Raw genomic sequence first — 20796 nt, 5'->3', positions numbered from 1 at the left:
CTAGATGGATGTCGGGTCTAAATCGACGGTCATTAGAACACCCTTTTTCATCCAATCTGTACGGTATATCTTAATTAATTGTTTTAATACATCATGTAATTGTGGTTCTCTTTTATATTTTATCAAACATTGATAACGATATCTATTTTGGATTCTGCTAATGGAAGCAGCGGTTGGTCCAATAATTTGTACTTGGTTCGATAGATGCTGCCCAATATATTCATGTACTAAGGAAGCATATTCTGCTGCGAGCATAACATCTTCATGGCTCACCTGAATTAAGACAACATAATAATATGGTGGATATGAAAAACGACGTCGAATACGCATCTCTTGTTCGTAAAAAGGTTCAAAAATTTGCTCTTTTGCTAATTCAATCGCATAGTGTTCTGGTTCATACGATTGAATGATCACCTCACCTTGCAATTCATGTCGACCTGCTCGTCCACTTACTTGTGTGAGTAATTGATACGTTTTTTCTGCTGCTCTGAAATCTGGTAAGCGAAGTGATGTATCTGCACTCATAACACCGACTAATGTAATACGCGGAAAATCCAAACCTTTTGCAATCATCTGCGTACCAAGTAAGATATCTGCCTTCCCTTCACCAAAATCATTCAACAAACGTTCATGCGCACCTTTTTGACGTGTCGTATCCACATCCATTCGAATAACGCGTGCCTCTGGAAAAACTTTATAAATCTCACTTTCAATCTTCTGTGTACCCGTTCCAAAGAAGCGAATATGTTCACTTTGACATTCTGGACATTCGGTCGGAACAGGCTTTTCATCTCCACAATAATGACATTTTAACTTTTCACTACTGCGGTGATATGTCATGGAGATATCGCAATTGTTACATTGAACAACTGTACCACAATCACGACATAAGACGAATGAAGAAAATCCACGTCGATTTAAGAATAAAACAATTTGTTCCTTTTTCTCTAATCGTTCTCGAATGGCATCTGCTAATGCTCTTGAGAACATCGAGCGATTCCCTGTATGCAATTCTTCACGCATATCTATGACCTGTACAGTCGGTAATGCTTGTGTTTTTGCACGTTGTTTTAATGTTAATAGATGATATACACCTTTTTGCGCGCGTGCAAAGCTCTCTAATGCAGGTGTTGCACTTCCTAAAATAACAGGACATTGATAATGCATACCACGCCAAATGGCTACATCGCGTGCATGATATCTCGGCGTATCTTCTTGTTTATATGTTGTTTCATGTTCTTCATCGAGTATAAGTAAACCGATATTCGTAAACGGTGCAAAAATTGCAGAACGAGCCCCTACTACTACTTTCACTTCACCACGTTGCATTTTTCGCCATTCATCGTATTTTTCGCCTTGTGATAAACCACTGTGCATGACTGCCACAAGTTCACCAAAACGCGCGCGAAATCGTTCTGTCATCATCGGTGTAAGTGAAATTTCAGGTACGAGCACAACCGCTTCTTTTCCTTGATCTAATGCATGTTGAATCGCACGCAAGTAGACTTCTGTCTTCCCACTACCTGTAATGCCATGTAATAAGAAGGTCTCTGGTTGCTGTTCATTCATTTTCTCTGTAATTACATCGAGCGCCACTTGCTGCTCATCCGTAAGTTGCAAAGCATAAGAAGGTGTAATCTCCTGCGTAAAAGGGTCTCGGTATAGCTCTTCTTCAACAAACTTTCCAACCCCTAGTTCCACAAGTGCTCTTTGAACAGAAGCGGATATAAAAATTTCATCTGCTAGATATTGTGGTAAAAAACGCTCACCCACATGTTCCATACACCATTCAATGGCTTGCTTTTGCTTGCGTGCGCGATTAGAAAGTTCCTCATGTTTTTGCTGTAAAAAAGTAAGATTTGCATGTACTTCAAACTTGCGAATTGATTTAATACGCCCTTGTTGCTTCACAACTGTCACAATTTGTACTTGTTTAGACTTCACTGCTTTTTTCAATTCAAGTAAGAGTGCTTCCGTTTCAAACAACTTATACGGAACACGCATCTTCTTCGCAAAATGAGCTTGTAAAGACGATGGTAGCATGGATACTTCTACTAAACATTCCACTTGTTTTTCATATTTCGCTCTCAGTGCAGATGGTAGCATCGCTTGTAGTGCGTCAATTTCATAGCAAAGTGTCTGCTTTGTCATCCACTTCGCCATCTCTAACATTTCCTCTGTTAAAACAGGTTCTAAATCAAGTAATGTGGAAATCGACTTCACCTTATTCGATGCGATCTCTGTCTCCTCTGTTACAGAAATGACAAAGCCAAGTACATCGCGATGCCCAAAAGGTACTTTCACACGACTACCTGGCTCAATTAATGATTCCATCTGTTTTGGCACTTCATAATCAAATGGTCGGTCGACTGGATACGCCGCAACATCGACAATGACTTGTGCAATCATTTCATCTGACCTTCTCGTTCTAAAATATGCAAGAGGAGTTGTTTTGCTAATGCTTCTTTTTGAAGAGACGGGAAGCTTTTTACATAACCACCATGTCCAACAAGTGTCACCGTATTTTCATCTGTTCCAAAACCGCGGTCAGTTTGTGATACATCATTCGCTACGATATAGTCTGCATTTTTCTTTTGTAGTTTACCTTGTGCATAGTGAAGGACATCATTCGTTTCAGCCGCAAAACCAATCAATAATTGATGCGTCTTTTTCTCGCCTAATGTTTTTAAAATATCGGTTGTTCGCTCAAGCTCAATGACCGAGTCGCCTTCTTGCTTCTTCATCTTTTGATTCATCGCATTTTTCGGACGATAGTCTGCCACTGCAGCTGTTTTAATCGCTAAATCACTTTGTTCATAGACAGATAATACCGCTTGTAACATATCTTCTGCACTCTCCACTTGAACAACGGTCATACCTGTTGGTTCAGATAAATCTACAGGCCCTGAAACAAGCGTTACTTCTGCTCCTAAATCACGCGCTGCTGTCGCCATTGCATAGCCCATCTTACCTGATGAAAAATTCGTTAAGTAGCGCACAGGGTCAATTCGTTCACGTGTTGGCCCTGCTGTTACGACAACTTTTTTACCTTTTAGTGGCTGTTCTTTTGGTTCGAAAAATTTTGACACAAGTGCTGTAATTTTTTCAGGCTCTTCTAAGCGTCCTTTTCCAATATAACCACATGCAAGATATCCTTCAGATGGTTCAATAAATGAATAGCCATCTTGTGCTAAACGGTCGATATTACGTAGTACAGCTGGATGATCATACATGTGAACATTCATCGCTGGTGCAATCCATACAGGTGCAGTTGTTGCTAGTAATGTCGTCGTAATCATTTGGTCCGCAATACCATTTGCTAACTTCCCAATCATGTTCGCCGTTGCTGGTGCAACCAACACTAAATCAGGCCAATCTGCTAAATCAATATGTGCAATGACAGATGAGTCTTTTTCGTCAAATGTATCATAAAAAACATCATTTTTACTCATGACTTGAAAACTAAGTGGTTGTACAAATTCCATTGCGGATTCTGACATGATGACTTTCACTTCTGCTCCAGCTTGCGTCAGTTTACTAACAAGTGCGACTGCTTTATAAACAGCAATACCACCTGTTACACAGAGCAAAATCTTTTTATTCGTTAACATATGCTTATCTCTCCTCTATGCACAATCTATCCTAAAAAAGAAGCTCCCAAAGAATAAATCTCTCTGGAAGCTTTGGGAAGAAAATTATACTTCGTCTTCGTAAATAGCTGACTCGTCTTGTTTTTCTTTCGTTAAAACGCCAGCAGCTACTTCTTCAAGAGCTTTCCCTACGTTTTTCACTGATTTATAAGAAGATAGACGCTCTTCTTTACCTTCTTGCATTGCGCGTGCACGCTTTGCAGCTAAACTTACTAAAGAATATTTTGAATCAATTTTTGTTTTTAATACATCTACTGATGGATATAACATGTAGATTATTCTCCCTTCAACATTGCTAAATATTGTTTTTCTACGCGTTCGCGGCGACAATGCTCCGCAACGACAATTGAATTAATACGGTCACAAGCTAATGTAACTTCATCGTTTTCAACGACATAATCATATAAGTTCATCATTTCAAGCTCTTTATTTGCCGCTTCAATACGGTTTGCAATAACTTCCTCCGTCTCCGTTCCACGACCGACTAAACGGTTTTGCAGTTCAGATAAACTTGGAGGCGCTAAGAAAATAAATAGACCATCTGGAACTTTTTCACGAATTTGTGTAGCACCCTGTACTTCAATTTCTAAAAATACGTCGCGTCCTGCATCAAGTGTTTGGTTGACATAGTCAATCGGTGTTCCATAATAATTCCCTACATATTGAGCATACTCAAGTAACTTACCTTGCTCAATTAATGCTTCGAAATCTTCTTTTTCTTTAAAGAAGTAATCAACACCGTCCACTTCGCCTTCGCGCGGTTTGCGTGTTGTCATCGAAATTGAATACTCATAATTCGTATCTGGCTGCGAAAATAGTTCCTTTCGAACAGTGCCTTTTCCGACACCCGAAGGACCTGATAAAACAATCAATAATCCACGTTCTTTTCTCATTTTGTCTCCTTCATCGTTACAAATAATTAATGATACTACTAAAAAAACAATTATTCAATATTTTGAACCTGTTCTCTCATTTTTTCAAGTACCGATTTTGCTTGAACTACTGCAATTGATGCGACAGACGATTGATTTTTAGAACCAATCGTATTAATTTCACGATGTATTTCTTGTAAGAGAAACTCTAATTTACGCCCAATTGGTTGATTGTCTCGTAATGTTTCATCGAGTTGCTCAAAATGACTCGACAATCGATCAAGTTCTTCCGCAATATCGACTCTTTCTGCAAACACTGCAACTTCCGTTAAAATACGGTTCTCCACTTCTTCGGCAGAAGTGATATCTTGTAGTCTTTGCAGGAGTTTTTCGCGATATTTTTCAACTGCTTGAGAAGATACGCTGCGAATCTGTTCAATCTCTTGCATCAGTTCTTGTTTGAAGCCTTGTAATACTTCATATAATTCCTGACCCTCTCGCTCTCTCATTTGAATAAGCGCTGTTGCAGCTTCAGTTACCGCTTCACTTACTGCTTGTAAAAGTGTTTCATGGGGTATTTCGTCTGATTCTACTAAAAAAGCATCTTGCAACCCTAAAATTTCTTGCATCGACCATTCCGCTTCCACAGGCAATACTTGACTTACCTGTTCTCTCGCTTCTTTATAAGCTAGAAGAACGGGAATGTTGACATTAATTTTCGGTGCTTGCTGCTCTTCTTTTTTCAAATTCACTAAAACATCTAGCTTACCTCGTGATAGTAAAGTTGATAGGAGCTTTTTTGTATGAATTTCTGCTTCCATCCATTCTTTCGGGAACTTCGTCGATACTTCTAAAAAACGATGATTCACCGAGCGAATTTCGACGGTTAATCTAAAATGTTCCGTCGTTGTGACACCCCTGCCAAATCCAGTCATACTTCGCACCAAGGTCAGTCACACCCTTCTTTGCATAATAGATTAATTATAGCATAGGTCTGTTTTATTTTGCTTGTAGTTTTATGAAGGAACGTAAAATTCTTAAACAACGAAGCATCTAAAAAAAGAAACCCTGAATTTCCGTTATTTATCATGACAGAAATTCAGAGTGGATACTACATCGCTTCTAATTGTTTACGCAGTGCTTGTACTGCTTTTACTTCTTGTTCATTTGTTTTCTTTAACAATTGTTGTTGCGTTTGAATTGCAGCATCAATTGCTTGGATTTCTTTTGTGAAGTTGGCACCATCTTTTTTAGCTTGTAATGATGCAATGACATCATATAAATCTTCATGTCCCATCACGCGTCCTGCACCCCATTTTAAACGGTCTGCTGGTTGGTCTGTTACATAGTTTGTAAAGTAGTCATATACTTCACGGTCATAATCATATGCATACCAGTTATTATCTACTTTATACAATGATTCATCTAATGCTTTTGAAGCCTTCCCTTTTTCTAATGCTTGTTTAGCTTGTTGAAGTGCTTCGATATTATTTTGTGCATGTTCATGTGGAAAAATTACTTCGTCTTCCCAAGTAAGACGTACAAAATCATCTTGTGCTGATTTAAATGCTGCAAGTAATGCGTCATTTAATTGTTCATTCTCTTTATAAATGCGATTGGCTTCTTTCGTATCACCTGCTGCATGAGCTTTTTCATATGAAGCATTCACTTCATCTACTTTAGCATTCAGTTCTTTCGCCACTTTTTTCGTTTCTGCTAATTCATTCAATAATGTTTTAGCGTCGACATCGCTCATCGTATAAATTTTTTCTTTCACGCTTTTTTCCATCTCATCTAGACGTGTTGTAAAGTGAAGTGGTGTCACAGCTTGTTTATCATACGCCATCGCTAACGTACCGTACATATTCATATGATATTTCATTACCTTTTTATTGTACGTGTCATTATTATCATATTGTGAATGATAATGCGTATGCATGAACTGACTATCTTGGAAGTCATTTCGGATTGCTGGAATACCGGCAATCGAGAATGAGAAGTCATCTGACCAAGTTTGTAATGGTGTTACGATGCGAATACCATCTTTATAAATTCCATCAATTGCTGGAACTGTTGGAATGAAATCTGTTAAGAAATCTTTAAATTCATATACTGAACGAATTTCATTCGTATCCATATGTTCAAATGCAGGTAATTCAAAGTTAATGTTTGCAAATGTTTGTTTTGCCCATTCTGGATGCACTTTGAAAATTTGATTGTATGCACCTGTAGACCAGTCATAACGTGAGTTCGATACGCCCCATTCTTCTGCTGCTAATGCATTGAAGATGATCGTCTTATCTGGTTGATATCCACTGTCTTTCATCGCTTTTGCAATTCCTAACATTAAACCAATTGCCGAGTTATCATCTTGGAAACCGTCAAAGTATGAATCATAATGTCCTGATAATAAAATGTATTCATCTTTATGCTTTCCTTCGATTTTCCCGTAGTAGTTATATGTTTTTTGATTCATTTTCACCGTTGACTTCGCATCAAAATCAACCGTCATTTTATTGTTATTCTTTTTCAACGCTTTCTTTAATTCTTTTGCATCTTTTTGTGACATTGAAAATGCTGGTGCATCTTCTGGACCACAAATATCTTGTGCGTTCAGTGCTGATTCATCTACTTCACCATACCCACCATTTTGTACAGCAATAACCGCTGCTGCACCTTTTAAATGCGCTTGATATGTTGGGTAGTTAATCCACCATTCTTCACGTTGATTAATATCTATTAACACCAGTTTACCTTTTACATCCAACTTCTCTAAATCATCTGCTGTTCCGCGATTTGCATACACGACTTCATACGACTTTTTACCATTTGTATTAAAGTTCGTTTGATAGCCACCTAAAACAGCTAACTGTTCTTTTCCAGATGTTGTTTTAAAAGATAAATCTGCTTTTTCAAATGTCCAAGAATCTACAGTAATCTCGTCTTTTGTTACTTCTTGTAAACCAAGTGATTTCATCTCTTTCTCAATATGCTCACCTGTTTGTAACTCTGCTTCTGAACCTGCAGTTCTGTAACCTAACTTTTCATTCGTTTTAAATTGTTCGAGACCTTTCGCAAAGTCATAGGCGTAATTTTCATCCACTTTACTCATGAATTGTTGTTCTGTTACAACCTCTACACTTTTTTTCTTGTCGTGTTCAGTCTCGTCTTTTTTATCGGCTGCTGTACATGCTACCAACGACGACGTAACAAGCATTCCCAGCGCTAAAACTCCAAAAAACCTTTTCATCAATCACATTCCTTTTCTATTCAAAATTTTCAAAACAAGATAATTAAACAATATATGTCAGTAATCGTCAATCTTTTTTGAAAATTAATTTTTAAAATCCTTTAAAAAAACATTTGTTTGCAATACGTGGTACACTAGATTTAACTATATGGAGTGTTGACAAACTCTAGAACGAAAGAGGATTTGACTATGGCTTATGATGGTTTATTTACAATCGCAATGACAAAAGAATTACAACAACTCGTTACAGGTAGAATTGCTAAAGTGCATCAACCAAATGCACAAGAAGTCATCTTTACGATTCGTGCAAATGGAGCAAATAAAAAGTTATTATTCTCAATTCATCCAACATATGCACGTGTACACATGACGGAACAAACAATTGAAAATCCGCCTGAACCACCGATGTTTTGCTCTTTATTGCGTAAACATGTGGAAGGTGGTTTCATCGAGACAATCGAACAACTCGATGCAGACCGTATTTTAAAGTTGACGATTTCGAGTAAGAATGAGATTGGTGATCCGATTACACGTTATATTTATGCAGAGATTATGGGACGTCATAGTAACTTAATTATGGTCGATGCAACGTCTGAAAAAATTGTGGATAGTTTAAAACACTTACCACCTGCTATGAATAGTTATCGTACGGTTCTCCCAGGTTCCATCTATATTGCACCGCCAAAACAAGATAAGTGGAATCCTATTACGGTAACAGATGAACAACTAGCAGAATTCTTCACTGAGATTCGTGACGCAAAGGAAATTATGCAACAATTCGTCGGATTTTCTCCCTTACATGCGAATGAATTATTATTCCGCGCACAAGAACAACAAGTTCCAACGGTTTCCATCTTCCGCGATTTCGTGAATGAATTTGTAATAGGTGGAACAAAACCAACGTATTTAGAACAAGGAAGAAAAGTGATTTTCTCACCAATTGATTTGCATAGCTTTGAAGAACCAAAAACCTATTACAATACATTGAGTGAATTACTCGATCGTGTATTCTTTGCACGTGCAGAACGTGATCGTGTAAAACAACAAGCAGGCGATTTAGAAAACTGGTTGCAAGCTGAGATTAATAAATTGAAACTGAAACTAAAAAAATTAGATCAAGATTTAAAACGCGCTCAAAACTTAGATCAGTATCAATTATTTGGTGAATTATTAATGGCAAACCTTTATCAATTCGAAAAAGGTGCGAAGTCTGTTACGGTTGAAAATTACTATAGCGAAACAGGTGATAAGATTACGATTCCACTGAGTGAACGCAAAACACCGATTGAAAATGCACAGAGCTATTATGCAAAATACAATAAGTTTAAGCATGCACTTGTCAAAGTGGAAGAACAAATTCAAATTGCGACAGCAGATATTGAATACTTCGAATTGCTTGCACAACAAGTTCAACAAGCGTCTCCTGCTGATATTGAAGAAATTCGCGAGGAATTAGCAGAACAAGGATATATGCGCTTAAAAAAATCGAAACGTCGTAAAAAACCAGTGAAACCAACACCAGAAAAATATGTATCTTCTACAGGTGTGCCGATTTCGGTTGGGAAAAATAATAAACAAAATGATTATTTAACCTTTAAAATTGCACGTAAATGGGAAACATGGTTACATACGAAAGATATTCCTGGTTCACATGTAGTCATTCACTCAGATGATCCGGATGAACAAACGATTTTAGAAGCAGCAACACTCGCTGCATATTTCAGTAAGGCGCGTGAATCTTCGTCTGTACCCGTTGACTATACAGAGGTAAAACAAGTGAAAAAGCCAAGTGGTGCAAAACCTGGTTTTGTTATTTACTTTGAACAAAAAACAGTATTTGTCACACCTGACGAAGCACTTGTGATGCAATTACAAGCAAATACTTAAATCTGAAAAAAGCATGAGACAAAATCGTCTCAGGCTTTTTGCTTCATTATTTTGATTTCATACCAATACCTCTTTGTTCAAGAATATTTAAGATGTATTGCTTCGTGGCTTCACATTCTTCTGAGTAGTTATAATTATAAGATTCTGCTAATGGTTTTGCATAGCGTTCAAATAAGGTAATCATCGTTTGGAGAGCATCTTTTTGTGCTGTACTACTGCCTATTGCATACGTCGTTCGTAATTCTTCAAAATCCTGTTCATCCATATATTCATGTAAATATTTATAAGCATTGCCTAAATTGACACGCTCTAAATGATCTAAGTCCATGACAATTTGAACAGTAGACTCCCAATTCAAGTACGCTTCAAACGCATATACGGATGCCATCTTCAAATAACACTAAAAAAGGATATAATACAAAATCATTTTCTAACTGAATTGGTTCAGGCATTTGCATAATAATACGTGATCCAAAAAATCGAACCACGAGAATTGTTCCAGATAGTTAGGTAGATGTGGTGTAAACAGCTTAACATCTAAATCTGAATAGAGATTCTGTCGACCTGTTGCGACGAATCCTTCACGCCCCTTAAAAAAATACTCATTCATGTTCGCCCATGAATGAGTATAATTAGATGTAGAATTACATGTCGATTGTTTACATACATTTCTTTTTCGACTATCTATAATGGAAAGAAATTCATGTATCCAATACAAAAAATCATTTTATAAATATGGTCACATCATTAAACCATTATTAACCTATTCCACTTTATAGCGATGGCGATCTATCAACCTAAATAGATCAACTATGAAAAATATGCACTGCCATTTTCAAATGATTTATCACTGTAAAAAATTTAAACGGTACAAGCGATTATTTTTCTCGCCTAGTGGCTATTTCACCTCCCTCTCATTTTACCTTCCTACATACGTTACCCCATAAATCCTAATTAATAACTTTTTATCCTTTCATCTCATAAAAAGTATTGAAATCACCTTTATTCTATGATTATGGAAATTCTAGTCCTTTAGTTATGAATATAAAAAGTAAATCTACTACATAATTTCTTTCACTTTTAACAAAATAACGTTCCCACTTGGATCTTTTACAAAAAATCCATTTGTTGCTTCTTGCATTAAAATAAATTGTTTTATATGGTCTTTTGCCTTTTGAAGTGCCTCTTCTGTTGGTAATGCCAACACAATATGATGAAGTCCTGTATGCATAGCTACTGGGTGTGTAATATCTGAACCCGACCAAATATTCCCTGCTAATTGATGATGGTAATCACTTGATGATACGAAAAAGACATGTTCCTCTAATTCCTTCAACTCAAAACCTAAAATATCTGTGTAAAAATCAACACATTCTTCCATACGATCTAATCGCAAGTGGACATGCCCAATTACTGTGCCTAAAGGTAATTCACCATCTGTTGTAAAATCTGCTAATGGTGCAAGCTCTTTAAAATTTAAAGGGTGATTCACGCCTCTTTCATGATTGCCCCACTGTATTTGCGGACGATCTGCATAAATTTCAATTCCATTCCCTTCTAAATCATGGATATAAAAAGATTCATTATAACCATGATCACTGGCACTATCTAAACGTGAGATTGGTATTATTTTGTCAAAATACGGCAAAAATTTCACTTGTTCCTCGGGACTATCAATCGCTTCTTTATTTTGTAGTATATGAAACAATTTAGTGGCGAAAGCTTCTCTACTTGGTAAGAGTAAAGCAAAGTGAAAGAGCCCTGTTCCTTTTGATGGTTGTTCTTTTTCAGCTACTTTTCGCATCTCGATTAAAATATGATTGTCAATTCCTAAAAACGCTTCTTCTTGTGTGCGCTTAATACATTTTAATCCTACTACTCGTTCATAAAATGCAATTTGACGCGTTAAGTCTTTTACTTTTAATACAACACGTTCAATGATTGTCTGTTCATCTAGTTTGAATGTTTCCATACTACCTCACCCTTTAAGCCGACTTTATTCGTTGACTTTATCTTCTATCGAATCTCTTTCTTTTGTCAAATAAAAAATCATTTTTCCATTACGTCTTATACGCAAAAGAAAAATGATTTTTGACTAATCCTCTTGATCATAGCCACCATTTAAAATAAATGCATTCTCAAGATCAACTAATTTATTTAAACGAATACCTTCGATAATCCAAACAATTCCTAGAATTATGAATACGTATAAACCAACTGCTAAGAATGACAAAATAAATGTAAAGAAGCCAAGTGACATAATTGCTAAACCACTACCCATACGATTTAAATAAATGCGATGTGCACCGAAAAATAAACCTAAAAATAACCATAAAACCCAAGCAACTTTTTTACTTTTTAAAGCTGGAGCTGTATCTGTCATTATGTAACCTCCCTTGAACATACATAGTCCCTTTCATCTTAATCCTTTTTTATAAAAAAAGATATGGATTCTCCTCGTCGTTCACAAGAATTACGAATTTTGTCACGTTCTTTTACGAAAAAAGGGTGAAGTACTTTATAAGCACTCCCCCTCTACTATTCGATTATTTTAAGTTACCTGCTTTTAAATCTTTATACCAAGTAAGTAAGCCCGGGATATCTTCTTTTTGAATTGCACCTGTTTCTTCTGCTGCTTCTACAAGTGCTTCAAAATCAGATAAGCTATAGTATGGTACGCCTGCTTTTTCGAAGTTCTCAATCGCTGCTGGTAATAAATAAGAGTACACTGATACAACACCTAGTACTTCTGCACCTTCACGATTTAATGCTTCAACTGCATTAATTGAAGAACCGCCTGTTGATACGATGTCTTCGATTACAACAACTTTTGCACCTTCTTGGAACTTACCTTCTGTTTGCTTTCCGCGACCATGACCTTTTGGTTTTGAACGAACATATACCATTGGTTGTTCCAAAATATCCGCCACCCATGCAGCGTGTGGAATACCTGCTGTTGCTGTACCTGCCACTACTTCACATGTTGGGAATTTTTCTTGAATTAATGCTGCTAATCCTTGCGCGATTGTTTTACGCACTGTTGGATATGAAATTGTTAGACGTGTATCACAGTAGATTGGTGATTTAATACCTGATGCCCATGTGAATAAATCATGTGGACGTAATTCTACTGCTCCTGCCTCTAACATGCCTTTTGCTACTTCGTGTTGAATTGCCATTATGCGTTGCCTCCCCATAGTTGCTGTACTGTATGATATGCTTCGACTGGATTTTCAGCCTTTGTAATTGCACGACCTACAACGATTTGTGTAGAACCTTCTGATTTTGCGAAATCTGGTGTTGCTACACGTTTTTGATCGTGTGATTCGCCGCCCGCTAAACGAATTCCTGGCGTTACTTTAAAGAATGTTTTGCCACAAGCTTCTTCGATTCCTTTTGCTTCTAATACAGAACATACAACGCCATCTAACCCTGCTTCTTTTGCTAATACGGCATAGTTAATCACCGACGCATCTAAGCTTGTTAAAATATTTTGTTCTTTTTGCATTTGTTCTTCTGTTGTAGAAGTTAACTGTGTTACCGCAATAAGTGCTGGACGTTCTTGACCAGCTGGCGTGCCTTCAATCAGACCTTCCATTGCTGCTTGCATCATGTGTGAACCACCTGCTGCATGAACGTTTACAAGATCTACACCTAGCTTTGCTAAACCTTTCATTGCGGACTTCACTGTGTTTGGAATATCATGTAGTTTTAAATCAAGGAAGATATCATGACCCATCTCTTTAATTGTTTCGATGATAGCTGGACCTTCTTGATAATATAACTCCATGCCTACTTTGACAAAAAGTTTTTCATTAAATTGTTCTAGAAATTCGATTACTTCCACTTTACTTGATAAATCAAGTGCGATAATTGGATTTGTATTCATTAACGGTGACTCCTTCCGATTACTTCTGAAATGTGTGCATAACCTAGCTCGTCTAGCTTAGCTGGTAATTGCTCAATGATGTTTGGACAAACAAAATGATCAACAAAGTTTGCTGTCCCTACTGCGACTGCGCTTGCACCTGCTGATAAGAAGTCAATGACATCTTGTGCATCGGCAACGCCGCCCATACCGATAATCGGAATATTTACTGCTTGGCTTACTTCATATACCATACGAATCGCTACTGGTTTGACTGCTGGTCCTGATAAACCACCTGTACCATTTGCAATAACAGGTTTTCCTGTTTTTTCGTGTAGACGCATACCTACTAATGTATTAATCATCGTAATACCATCTGCACCGCCTGCTTCTACTGCTTTCGCAATATCTACAACACTCGTTACATTTGGTGATAATTTCACATAGACAGGTACACTTGACACTGCTTTGACTGCCGCTGTTAATTCTTTTGCTGTTTGAGGATCTGTACCGAATTGAATCCCGCCACATTTAACGTTTGGACAAGAGATGTTCAATTCAAGTGCATGTACGTTTGGCGCTTGTGAGATACGTTTTGCTACTTCTACATAATCTTCTGTTTCTGTACCAGCTACATTTGCAATAATTGGCACATCATATTTTTCTAACCATGGTAACTCATGTTCTAACACATGTTCTAAACCTGGGTTTTGTAGACCGATGGCATTCAACATACCTGCTGAAGTTTCGGCTACACGTGGTGTTGGATTACCACGACGTGTTTCAAGTGTTGTTGCCTTAATCATAATGGCACCTAGCTTTGATAGATCGTATAACTGCGCATACTCTTGACCGAAGCCGAAGCAACCTGAAGCTGGCATAATTGGGTTTTTAAGCGACAACCCTGGTAATTCGATATTTAAACGATTGCTCACAGTGCGACAACTCCTTTCGGGAATACAGGTCCATCTGAACATACTTTTTTGTAATCACCGTCTGTTGTGTCGCAAATACAAGCGTAGCAAGCACCGATACCGCAGCCCATACGTTCTTCAAATGATAGGAAACCTTTTTTCTCTGGATAGAATGTTTCTAAAGCACTTAACATTGGTAATGGTCCACAGCTATAAAATACATCGAACTCTGGTTTTACCTCTGCTAATAAATCCGTTACAAAACCTTTTGTGCCTTGTGTACCGTCAGCTGTCACGATATATGTATCGCCTAGCGCTTTGAACTGTTGTTCATAGAATACATTCGCTGCTGATTGGAAACCAAGTACATGGATGGTTTTAACGCCACGTTCATTTAATCTCTTTGATAGCTCATAGAGAGGAGGTACACCAATACCCCCACCTACTAATAGAGCTGTTTCACCAGGTGCAGCTTCTTCGATTGGAAAACCATTTCCTAACGGTCCAAGAACATCCACTTCATCTCCGGCTTTTTTCGTAGACAATATTTTCGTTCCTTTTCCGCCTGCACGGTAAATCATTTTAAATTGCATTGCATCGTGATCAATTTCCGCGATACTGATAGGTCTTCTTAAAGAAGGCTCGTAGTGGTCTTCTACACGGATATGAACAAATTGTCCAGGCTCTTTCATTTCAAGTGTGAGTTGACCAATTAAAGTCAGCTCAAAAATATCATCTGCTATCTGCTTTTGACGAACTACTTTCATACGTTCTTGTTGGATCATGGTTTCGTGCACCTCCGCTTTTTTTACATTTGTTCTGCTGTGAATGTCATTGATTCAATTACTCGTAAGATTGCTTCTGCTGTATCAAGTGAAGTTAAGCAAGCTACACCGTTTTCTACTGATTCACGACGAATTCGGAATCCGTCACGTGCTGGTTGCTTCCCTTTTGTTAATGTGTTGATAACAAGCTGTGCGTTACCTTTTTGAATCACATCTAATAATGTTGGGCCGTTTGAGCCGATTTTATCAACTACTTGTACTTGTACACCTGCTTCTTCAAGTGCTGCCGCAGTACCTGGTGTTGCTAAAATGCTATAACCGATATTAACAAAACGTTTTGCTAGTTCTGTTGCTTCTTCTTTGTCTTTATCTGATACAGTCATTAATACTGAACCATGATCTTCAATCTTCATACCTGCTGCAACGAAACCTTTGTATAATGCTTTTTCAAGTGTTGAGTCTTTACCCATAACTTCACCTGTTGATTTCATTTCAGGTCCTAATGTTGTATCAACACGACGAAGTTTTGCAAAGCTGAATACTGGAACTTTTACAAATACGCCGTCTTTAATAGGCGCTAAACCTACTGGATATCCCTGTTCTACAATTGATTGACCTAAGATTGCTTTTGTCGCAACATTTGCCATTGGAATGTTTGTGATCTTACTTAAGAATGGCACTGTACGTGAAGCACGTGGGTTGACTTCGATTACGTAAACAATGTCATCTGAGATAACATATTGGATGTTCATTAATCCTTTAATGTTTAAACCTTTTGCTAAACGTGTTGTGTAGTCTACTAATGTGTCGATATGTTTTTGTGATAAATCTTGTGTTGGATATACAGCGATTGAGTCACCTGAGTGAACACCTGCGCGTTCAATATGTTCCATGATGCCAGGAATACATACATTTTCGCCGTCACAGATTGCATCGACTTCAATCTCTTTACCTGTTAAGTAACGGTCGATTAATACTGGGTGTTCTGGTGAAGCTTCTACTGCTGTCGCCATGTAGTGCTCAAGTTCTGGCGTGTTATAAACAATCTCCATCGCACGTCCGCCCAGTACATATGAAGGACGAACAAGTACAGGATAACCGATTTCCTCAGCAATTGCTACAGCGTCTAGTGTGTTTGTAGCTGTTTTACCAAGTGGTTGTGGAATACCGATTTCGTGTAATGCTGCTTCAAAACGGTCACGTGATTCTGCACGGTCGATATCATCTAATGATGTACCTAAGATTTTAACGCCGCGTGCTTCTAGTTTATCTGCTAAGTTGATTGCTGTTTGACCACCGAATTGAACAACAACGCCTTTTGGTTGTTCTAAATCAACGATGTGCATAACATCTTCAATTGTTAATGGTTCAAAGTATAGTTTATCTGAGATTGAGAAGTCTGTAGATACAGTTTCAGGGTTTGAGTTGATGATGATTGCCTCATATCCTGCTTCTTGAATCGCCCATACAGAGTGTACTGTCGCATAGTCAAATTCTACACCTTGTCCGATACGAATTGGACCTGAACCAAGTACGATTACAGATTCACGATCTGTTTTGATTGATTCGTTTTCGTCGCCATATGTTCCGTAGAAGTATGGTGTTTCTGATTCGAATTCAGCTGCACATGTATCAACCATTTTATAAACTGGAATGATACCATGTTCTTTACGGAAGTCATATACTTCTTCTTCTTTCATGCCCCATAATTTTGCGATTGTTTCGTCTGCAAAACCAATTTTCTTCGCATGACGTAATGTTTCGACGTCTTTTACATTGTTACGAAGTACTTCTTCATAATCTACAATGTTTTTAAATTTATTTAAGAAGAATAAATCAATTTGTGACCATTCATGAATTTGCTCGATTGTAACACCGCGGCGTAATGCTTCTCCTAGGAAGAATAAGCGCTCATCGCCTGCTTTTGTAATACGTTTTTGAATCCACTCGTCTGTTAATTCTTCTGCATGTTTCATTTCAAGATGCTTGTGTCCTGTTTCAAGTGAACGAACTGCTTTTAACATCGCTTCTTCAAAGTTACGACCAATCGCCATAACCTCACCTGTTGCTTTCATCTGTGTTCCAAGGTTACGTTTTGCACCTTCGAACTTATCGAATGGCCAGCGTGGAATTTTCGCTACGATGTAGTCAAGTGCTGGTTCGAAACAAGCATATGTTTTACCTGTTACTGGGTTAATCATCTCGTCTAATGTTAAACCTACCGCAATTTTCGCTGCTAATTTTGCAATTGGGTAGCCCGTTGCTTTTGAAGCAAGTGCTGATGAACGTGATACACGTGGGTTTACTTCGATAATGTAGTAGTTGAAGCTATGTGGATCAAGTGCTAACTGTACGTTACATCCACCTTCAATACCTAATGCACGAATGATTTTTAATGATACATTACGTAACATTTGGTATTCGCGGTCTGATAATGTTTGTGACGGTGCTACTACGATTGAGTCACCAGTGTGAATCCCTACAGGGTCAACGTTCTCCATGTTACATACAACGATTGCATTATCTTTTGAATCACGCATTACTTCATACTCAATCTCTTTATAACCTGCAATTGACTTTTCAAGTAGACATTGTGTTACAGGTGAGTATTTTAAACCAGAAGCAACGATTTCGTGAAGCTCTTGTTCGTTTTCACAAATACCGCCGCCTGTTCCACCAAGTGTAAATGCTGGACGAACGATTACAGGGTAACCAACTTGGTCTACGAAAGCTTGTGCTTCTTCCACTGTGTGAATGATTTCTGATTCTGGTGTTGGTACATCTAGTTCATACATTAAGTTACGGAATAAATCACGGTCTTCTGCTTGGTGAATCGCATCTAATTTTGTTCCTAAGATTTCAATGTTCAGTTCATCAAGAATTCCTGAATTATGTAGCTCAATTGCCATATTCAGACCTGTTTGACCACCTAATGTTGGTAGGATTGCATCTGGACGTTCTTTACGAAGAATACGTGATACGAACTCTAAACTGATTGGTTCGATGTAAACTTTATCAGCAATTTCTGTATCTGTCATAATTGTTGCTGGATTTGAGTTGATTAGAATAACGCGGTAACCTTCTTCTTTAAGAGATAAACAAGCTTGTGTACCTGCGTAGTCAAATTCTGCGGCTTGTCCAATAACAATTGGACCTGAACCGATTACTAAAATGGATTGAATGTCTTGGCGTTTAGGCATGTTGTGATTGCTCCTTCCCAGCGTATGTATTCATTAATTCGATAAATTCGTCAAATAAGTGATTTGAATCTTCTGGTCCCGGTGATGCTTCTGGGTGATATTGCACTGTGAATACAGGATGTACTTTATGGCGTATTCCTTCAACTGTACCGTCATTTAGTGCAACATGTGTAATTTCTAAATCTGTTCCTTCTAATGAATCTGGGTCAACTGCGTAACCATGGTTTTGAGACGTTAATTCTGTACGACCTGTTTTTAAGTCTTTAACTGGATGGTTTGCACCGCGGTGACCGAATTTTAGTTTGAATGAGTCTGCGCCACTTGCTAGAGCGAATAGTTGGTGACCTAAGCAAATACCGAAGATTGGCAATTGTCCGATTAGTGCTTTGATTGTTTCTACTGCTTCTGGTACATCTTTTGGATCCCCAGGTCCATTCGATAACATCATACCGTCTGGATTATATGATAGAATTTCTTCTGCTGTTGTATTGTAAGGTACAACGACTACGTCACAATCACGTTTATTTAATTCGCGTAAGATACCATGTTTCATACCGAAGTCCATTAAGACTACTTTTTTACCGCGACCTGGTGATGGATAAGCTGATTTTGTCGATACTTGCTCAACTTGGTTTGTTGGGAATGTTGTATTTTGTAGGCGTGTTACTACTTCTTCTACATTTACTTCTTCGCCAACAGCTGTAATATAGCCCTTTACAGAACCTTCTGTACGAATCATACGTGTTAATTTACGCGTATCAATCCCTTCAATTCCAGGGATATTTTTTTGTTTACAAAATTCATCAACTGTACGCTCTGAACGGAAGTTTGATGGTGTTTTTGCTAGTTCTTGTACAACGAAACCTTTAATTGCTGGAGCAATTGTTTCAAAGTCATCACGGTTCATGCCGTAGTTCCCGATTAATGGGTATGTCATGGTTACAATTTGACCGCAGAATGATGGGTCTGTCATTGTTTCTTGGTAACCTGTCATTCCTGTTGTGAATACTACTTCACCATCTGATCCATTCTCGCTACCAAATGCTGTTCCTTCAAATACTTCACCATTTTCTAAAATTAATTTTCTCGTTTTCATTGTGCATCCTCCCAAACGATTTGTCCGTTATAAATTGTCATCACTGGCCAACCTTGTGCTGTCCAGCCATTGAACGGTGTGTTGCGACCCATTGATACAAAGCCTTCTGCATCAATTTGTTGCTCTTTTTCTAAGTCAATTAAGACTAAATCTGCTGAAGCGCCAACTTCAATTTTACCGTATGGCAATTTGAAGATTTCTGCTGGTTTTGTTGCCATCCACTCAATTAATTGTTGTAGTGTCCACTTACCTGTTTTTACAAAGTGTGTGTACAGTAATGGGAAGGCTGTTTCAAAACCAACGATACCGAATGGTGCACCAACCATACCACAGCATTTTTCTTCTACTGTATGTGGCGCGTGATCTGTTGCGATACAATCGATTGTACCGTCAAGTAATGCTGCATGTAATGAATCCTTATCTTCAATTGCACGTAAAGGAGGGTTCATCTTCCAGTTTGCATCATCTGATGGAATATCCATCTCTTCTAATAGTAAGTGATGCGGACAAACTTCTGCTGTTACATGAATGCCTGCTGCTTTTGCATCGCGTACAGCACGTACGGATTCTTTTGTTGATACGTGACATACGTGATAGTGAGCGCCTGCTGCTTCCGCAAGAAGTACGTCGCGTGCAATTTGTACAGATTCACAGATTGAAGGAATACCTGGTAAACCTAATTCTTTATTACGCGTTCCTTCATGCATAACACCGTCATAGATTAATGAGTTATCTTCACAATGTGCGACAACTGTCATACCGATTGCAGCTGCGTCTTTCATTTGTTCATACATTGTTGCTGCTTCTTGTACACCAACGCCGTCATCTGAAAATGCGACTGCACCATGTGCTTTTAATGCTGCTAGATCGGTACGCTCATCACCTGACTGTGCCACTGTTAATGAACCATATGGTAGCACGCGAATCACTGCGCGTTCTTCGATTAATTGATTAATCATGTCTAAATGCTCTACTGAATCAGGTACTGGGTTTGTATTTGGCATCGCGCAAATTGTTGTGAAACCACCCTTTGCTGCCGATGCCGAACCTGTTGCGATTGTTTCTTTATGCTCATAACCTGGTTCGCGTAGATGTGTATGTACATCGACAAAACCTGGAGATACGACAAGCCCTTTACCATCAATTACTTCTGCACCTTCTACCGTAATCGTCGATTGGATGTCTGCTACTTTTCCATCTTCCATTAAGATATCCACTTGCTGTAATTCGCCTTGCTCGTTTAACATTTGTACATTTTTTAATAGTTTTGTCAT

At 38.1% G+C, this 20796-nt stretch carries 18 protein-coding genes; 1 reads left to right on the top strand and 17 read right to left on the bottom strand.

Translation table 11 applies throughout. The annotated features are described in order from the left end of the window. The 6 genes from priA to MHB75_RS01690 all read right to left on the bottom strand — a co-directional run bounded on the left by priA (position 1) and on the right by MHB75_RS01690 (position 7721). Positions 1 to 2409 (bottom strand): primosomal protein N', encoded by a 2409-nt coding sequence (gene priA / locus MHB75_RS01715; RefSeq protein WP_141272748.1) that lies wholly within the window; start codon positions 2407 to 2409, stop codon positions 1 to 3. Continuing rightward, positions 2406 to 3611 carry a bifunctional phosphopantothenoylcysteine decarboxylase/phosphopantothenate--cysteine ligase CoaBC gene (coaBC, locus tag MHB75_RS01710; RefSeq protein WP_141272746.1) on the bottom strand — a complete coding sequence of 402 codons (1206 nt, stop codon included), beginning with the start codon at positions 3609 to 3611 and terminating at the stop codon, positions 2406 to 2408. Before coaBC ends, priA begins: the two co-directional genes overlap by 4 nt. Before the next feature lie 84 nt (positions 3612 to 3695). Then, positions 3696 to 3920: a DNA-directed RNA polymerase subunit omega gene (rpoZ, locus tag MHB75_RS01705; protein ID WP_068455013.1), complete on the bottom strand. Its 225-nt coding sequence runs from the start codon at positions 3918 to 3920 to the stop codon at positions 3696 to 3698. Between the two features lie 5 nt (positions 3921 to 3925). Then, positions 3926 to 4543: a guanylate kinase gene (gmk, locus tag MHB75_RS01700; protein WP_068455018.1), complete on the bottom strand. Its 618-nt coding sequence runs from the start codon at positions 4541 to 4543 to the stop codon at positions 3926 to 3928. Positions 4544 to 4593: 50 nt separating this feature from the next. Further along, positions 4594 to 5457 (bottom strand): YicC/YloC family endoribonuclease, encoded by an 864-nt coding sequence (locus MHB75_RS01695; protein WP_340995536.1) that lies wholly within the window; start codon positions 5455 to 5457, stop codon positions 4594 to 4596. A gap of 176 nt (positions 5458 to 5633) precedes the next feature. Then, the gene (locus tag MHB75_RS01690; RefSeq protein ID WP_340995534.1) at positions 5634 to 7721 is read right to left on the bottom strand and encodes a M28 family peptidase; all 2088 of its coding nucleotides are present in this window, start codon (positions 7719 to 7721) and stop codon (positions 5634 to 5636) included. A gap of 240 nt (positions 7722 to 7961) precedes the next feature. Between MHB75_RS01690 and MHB75_RS01685 the strand changes: the two genes are divergently transcribed. Then, complete coding sequence (locus MHB75_RS01685) at positions 7962 to 9659, top strand: Rqc2 family fibronectin-binding protein (protein ID WP_340995533.1); 1698 nt, start codon at positions 7962 to 7964, stop codon at positions 9657 to 9659. A gap of 46 nt (positions 9660 to 9705) precedes the next feature. Here the strand turns inward: MHB75_RS01685 and MHB75_RS01680 are convergent, their stop codons facing one another. The 11 genes from MHB75_RS01680 to MHB75_RS01635 form a co-directional block, all read right to left on the bottom strand. Next, entirely contained in the window at positions 9706 to 10047 is a 342-nt protein-coding gene (locus tag MHB75_RS01680) for an aminoglycoside 6-adenylyltransferase (RefSeq protein WP_340995530.1), read from the bottom strand. After that, positions 10025 to 10111 carry a hypothetical protein gene (locus tag MHB75_RS15060; RefSeq protein WP_445667015.1) on the bottom strand — a complete coding sequence of 29 codons (87 nt, stop codon included), beginning with the start codon at positions 10109 to 10111 and terminating at the stop codon, positions 10025 to 10027. Before MHB75_RS15060 ends, MHB75_RS01680 begins: the two co-directional genes overlap by 23 nt. Before the next feature lie 608 nt (positions 10112 to 10719). Then, positions 10720 to 11631, bottom strand: a complete 912-nt coding sequence (locus MHB75_RS01675; RefSeq protein ID WP_141272738.1) for a VOC family protein — start codon at positions 11629 to 11631, stop codon at positions 10720 to 10722. Between the two features lie 123 nt (positions 11632 to 11754). Further along, positions 11755 to 12042, bottom strand: coding sequence for an NINE protein (locus MHB75_RS01670; protein WP_068455031.1), 288 nt, complete (start codon positions 12040 to 12042; stop codon positions 11755 to 11757). A gap of 163 nt (positions 12043 to 12205) precedes the next feature. Further along, on the bottom strand, positions 12206 to 12838 hold the full coding sequence (gene pyrE, locus MHB75_RS01665; protein WP_087682424.1) for an orotate phosphoribosyltransferase: 633 nt from the start codon (positions 12836 to 12838) through the stop codon (positions 12206 to 12208). Next, the gene (gene pyrF / locus MHB75_RS01660) at positions 12838 to 13548 is read right to left on the bottom strand and encodes an orotidine-5'-phosphate decarboxylase (RefSeq protein WP_340995520.1); all 711 of its coding nucleotides are present in this window, start codon (positions 13546 to 13548) and stop codon (positions 12838 to 12840) included. Before pyrF ends, pyrE begins: the two co-directional genes overlap by 1 nt. Further along, on the bottom strand, positions 13548 to 14462 hold the full coding sequence (locus MHB75_RS01655; protein WP_255314704.1) for a dihydroorotate dehydrogenase: 915 nt from the start codon (positions 14460 to 14462) through the stop codon (positions 13548 to 13550). The genes pyrF and MHB75_RS01655 overlap by 1 nt, the downstream gene beginning before the upstream one ends. After that, entirely contained in the window at positions 14459 to 15226 is a 768-nt protein-coding gene (locus MHB75_RS01650) for a dihydroorotate dehydrogenase electron transfer subunit (protein WP_340995515.1), read from the bottom strand. The genes MHB75_RS01655 and MHB75_RS01650 overlap by 4 nt, the downstream gene beginning before the upstream one ends. Positions 15227 to 15249: 23 nt before the next feature. Continuing rightward, the gene (gene carB, locus MHB75_RS01645) at positions 15250 to 18426 is read right to left on the bottom strand and encodes a carbamoyl-phosphate synthase large subunit (protein ID WP_340995513.1); all 3177 of its coding nucleotides are present in this window, start codon (positions 18424 to 18426) and stop codon (positions 15250 to 15252) included. After that, positions 18419 to 19522 (bottom strand): carbamoyl phosphate synthase small subunit, encoded by a 1104-nt coding sequence (locus MHB75_RS01640; protein ID WP_340995510.1) that lies wholly within the window; start codon positions 19520 to 19522, stop codon positions 18419 to 18421. The genes carB and MHB75_RS01640 overlap by 8 nt, the downstream gene beginning before the upstream one ends. Beyond that, positions 19519 to 20796, bottom strand: a complete 1278-nt coding sequence (locus tag MHB75_RS01635; protein WP_087682418.1) for a dihydroorotase — start codon at positions 20794 to 20796, stop codon at positions 19519 to 19521. Before MHB75_RS01635 ends, MHB75_RS01640 begins: the two co-directional genes overlap by 4 nt.

This window comes from Kurthia sp. FSL E2-0154 (genome assembly GCF_038003625.1).
Lineage (GTDB): Bacteria > Bacillota > Bacilli > Bacillales_A > Planococcaceae > Kurthia > Kurthia gibsonii.
The sequence above is the reverse complement of the archived record's forward strand: the minus strand, read 5'-3'. Positions and strand labels throughout refer to the sequence as shown.

Excerpts from the sequence above, each read along its gene's own strand:
- rpoZ (WP_068455013.1), bottom strand. The coding sequence starts at position 3,920 with ATGTTATATCCATCAGTAGATGTATTAAAAACAAAAATTGATTCAAAA.
- carB (WP_340995513.1), bottom strand. The coding sequence starts at position 18,426 with ATGCCTAAACGCCAAGACATTCAATCCATTTTAGTAATCGGTTCAGGT.
- pyrF (WP_340995520.1), bottom strand. The coding sequence starts at position 13,548 with ATGAATACAAATCCAATTATCGCACTTGATTTATCAAGTAAAGTGGAA.
- MHB75_RS01675 (WP_141272738.1), bottom strand. The coding sequence starts at position 11,631 with ATGGAAACATTCAAACTAGATGAACAGACAATCATTGAACGTGTTGTA.
- gmk (WP_068455018.1), bottom strand. The coding sequence starts at position 4,543 with ATGAGAAAAGAACGTGGATTATTGATTGTTTTATCAGGTCCTTCGGGT.
- MHB75_RS01695 (WP_340995536.1), bottom strand. The coding sequence starts at position 5,457 with ATGACTGGATTTGGCAGGGGTGTCACAACGACGGAACATTTTAGATTA.
- MHB75_RS01685 (WP_340995533.1), top strand. The coding sequence starts at position 7,962 with ATGGCTTATGATGGTTTATTTACAATCGCAATGACAAAAGAATTACAA.
- coaBC (WP_141272746.1), bottom strand. The coding sequence starts at position 3,611 with ATGTTAACGAATAAAAAGATTTTGCTCTGTGTAACAGGTGGTATTGCT.
- priA (WP_141272748.1), bottom strand. The coding sequence starts at position 2,409 with ATGATTGCACAAGTCATTGTCGATGTTGCGGCGTATCCAGTCGACCGA.
- MHB75_RS01635 (WP_087682418.1), bottom strand. The coding sequence starts at position 20,796 with ATGACAAAACTATTAAAAAATGTACAAATGTTAAACGAGCAAGGCGAA.
- MHB75_RS01670 (WP_068455031.1), bottom strand. The coding sequence starts at position 12,042 with ATGACAGATACAGCTCCAGCTTTAAAAAGTAAAAAAGTTGCTTGGGTT.
- pyrE (WP_087682424.1), bottom strand. The coding sequence starts at position 12,838 with ATGGCAATTCAACACGAAGTAGCAAAAGGCATGTTAGAGGCAGGAGCA.
- MHB75_RS01680 (WP_340995530.1), bottom strand. The coding sequence starts at position 10,047 with ATGGCATCCGTATATGCGTTTGAAGCGTACTTGAATTGGGAGTCTACT.
- MHB75_RS01640 (WP_340995510.1), bottom strand. The coding sequence starts at position 19,522 with ATGAAAACGAGAAAATTAATTTTAGAAAATGGTGAAGTATTTGAAGGA.
- MHB75_RS01650 (WP_340995515.1), bottom strand. The coding sequence starts at position 15,226 with ATGATCCAACAAGAACGTATGAAAGTAGTTCGTCAAAAGCAGATAGCA.
- MHB75_RS15060 (WP_445667015.1), bottom strand. The coding sequence starts at position 10,111 with ATGCCTGAACCAATTCAGTTAGAAAATGATTTTGTATTATATCCTTTT.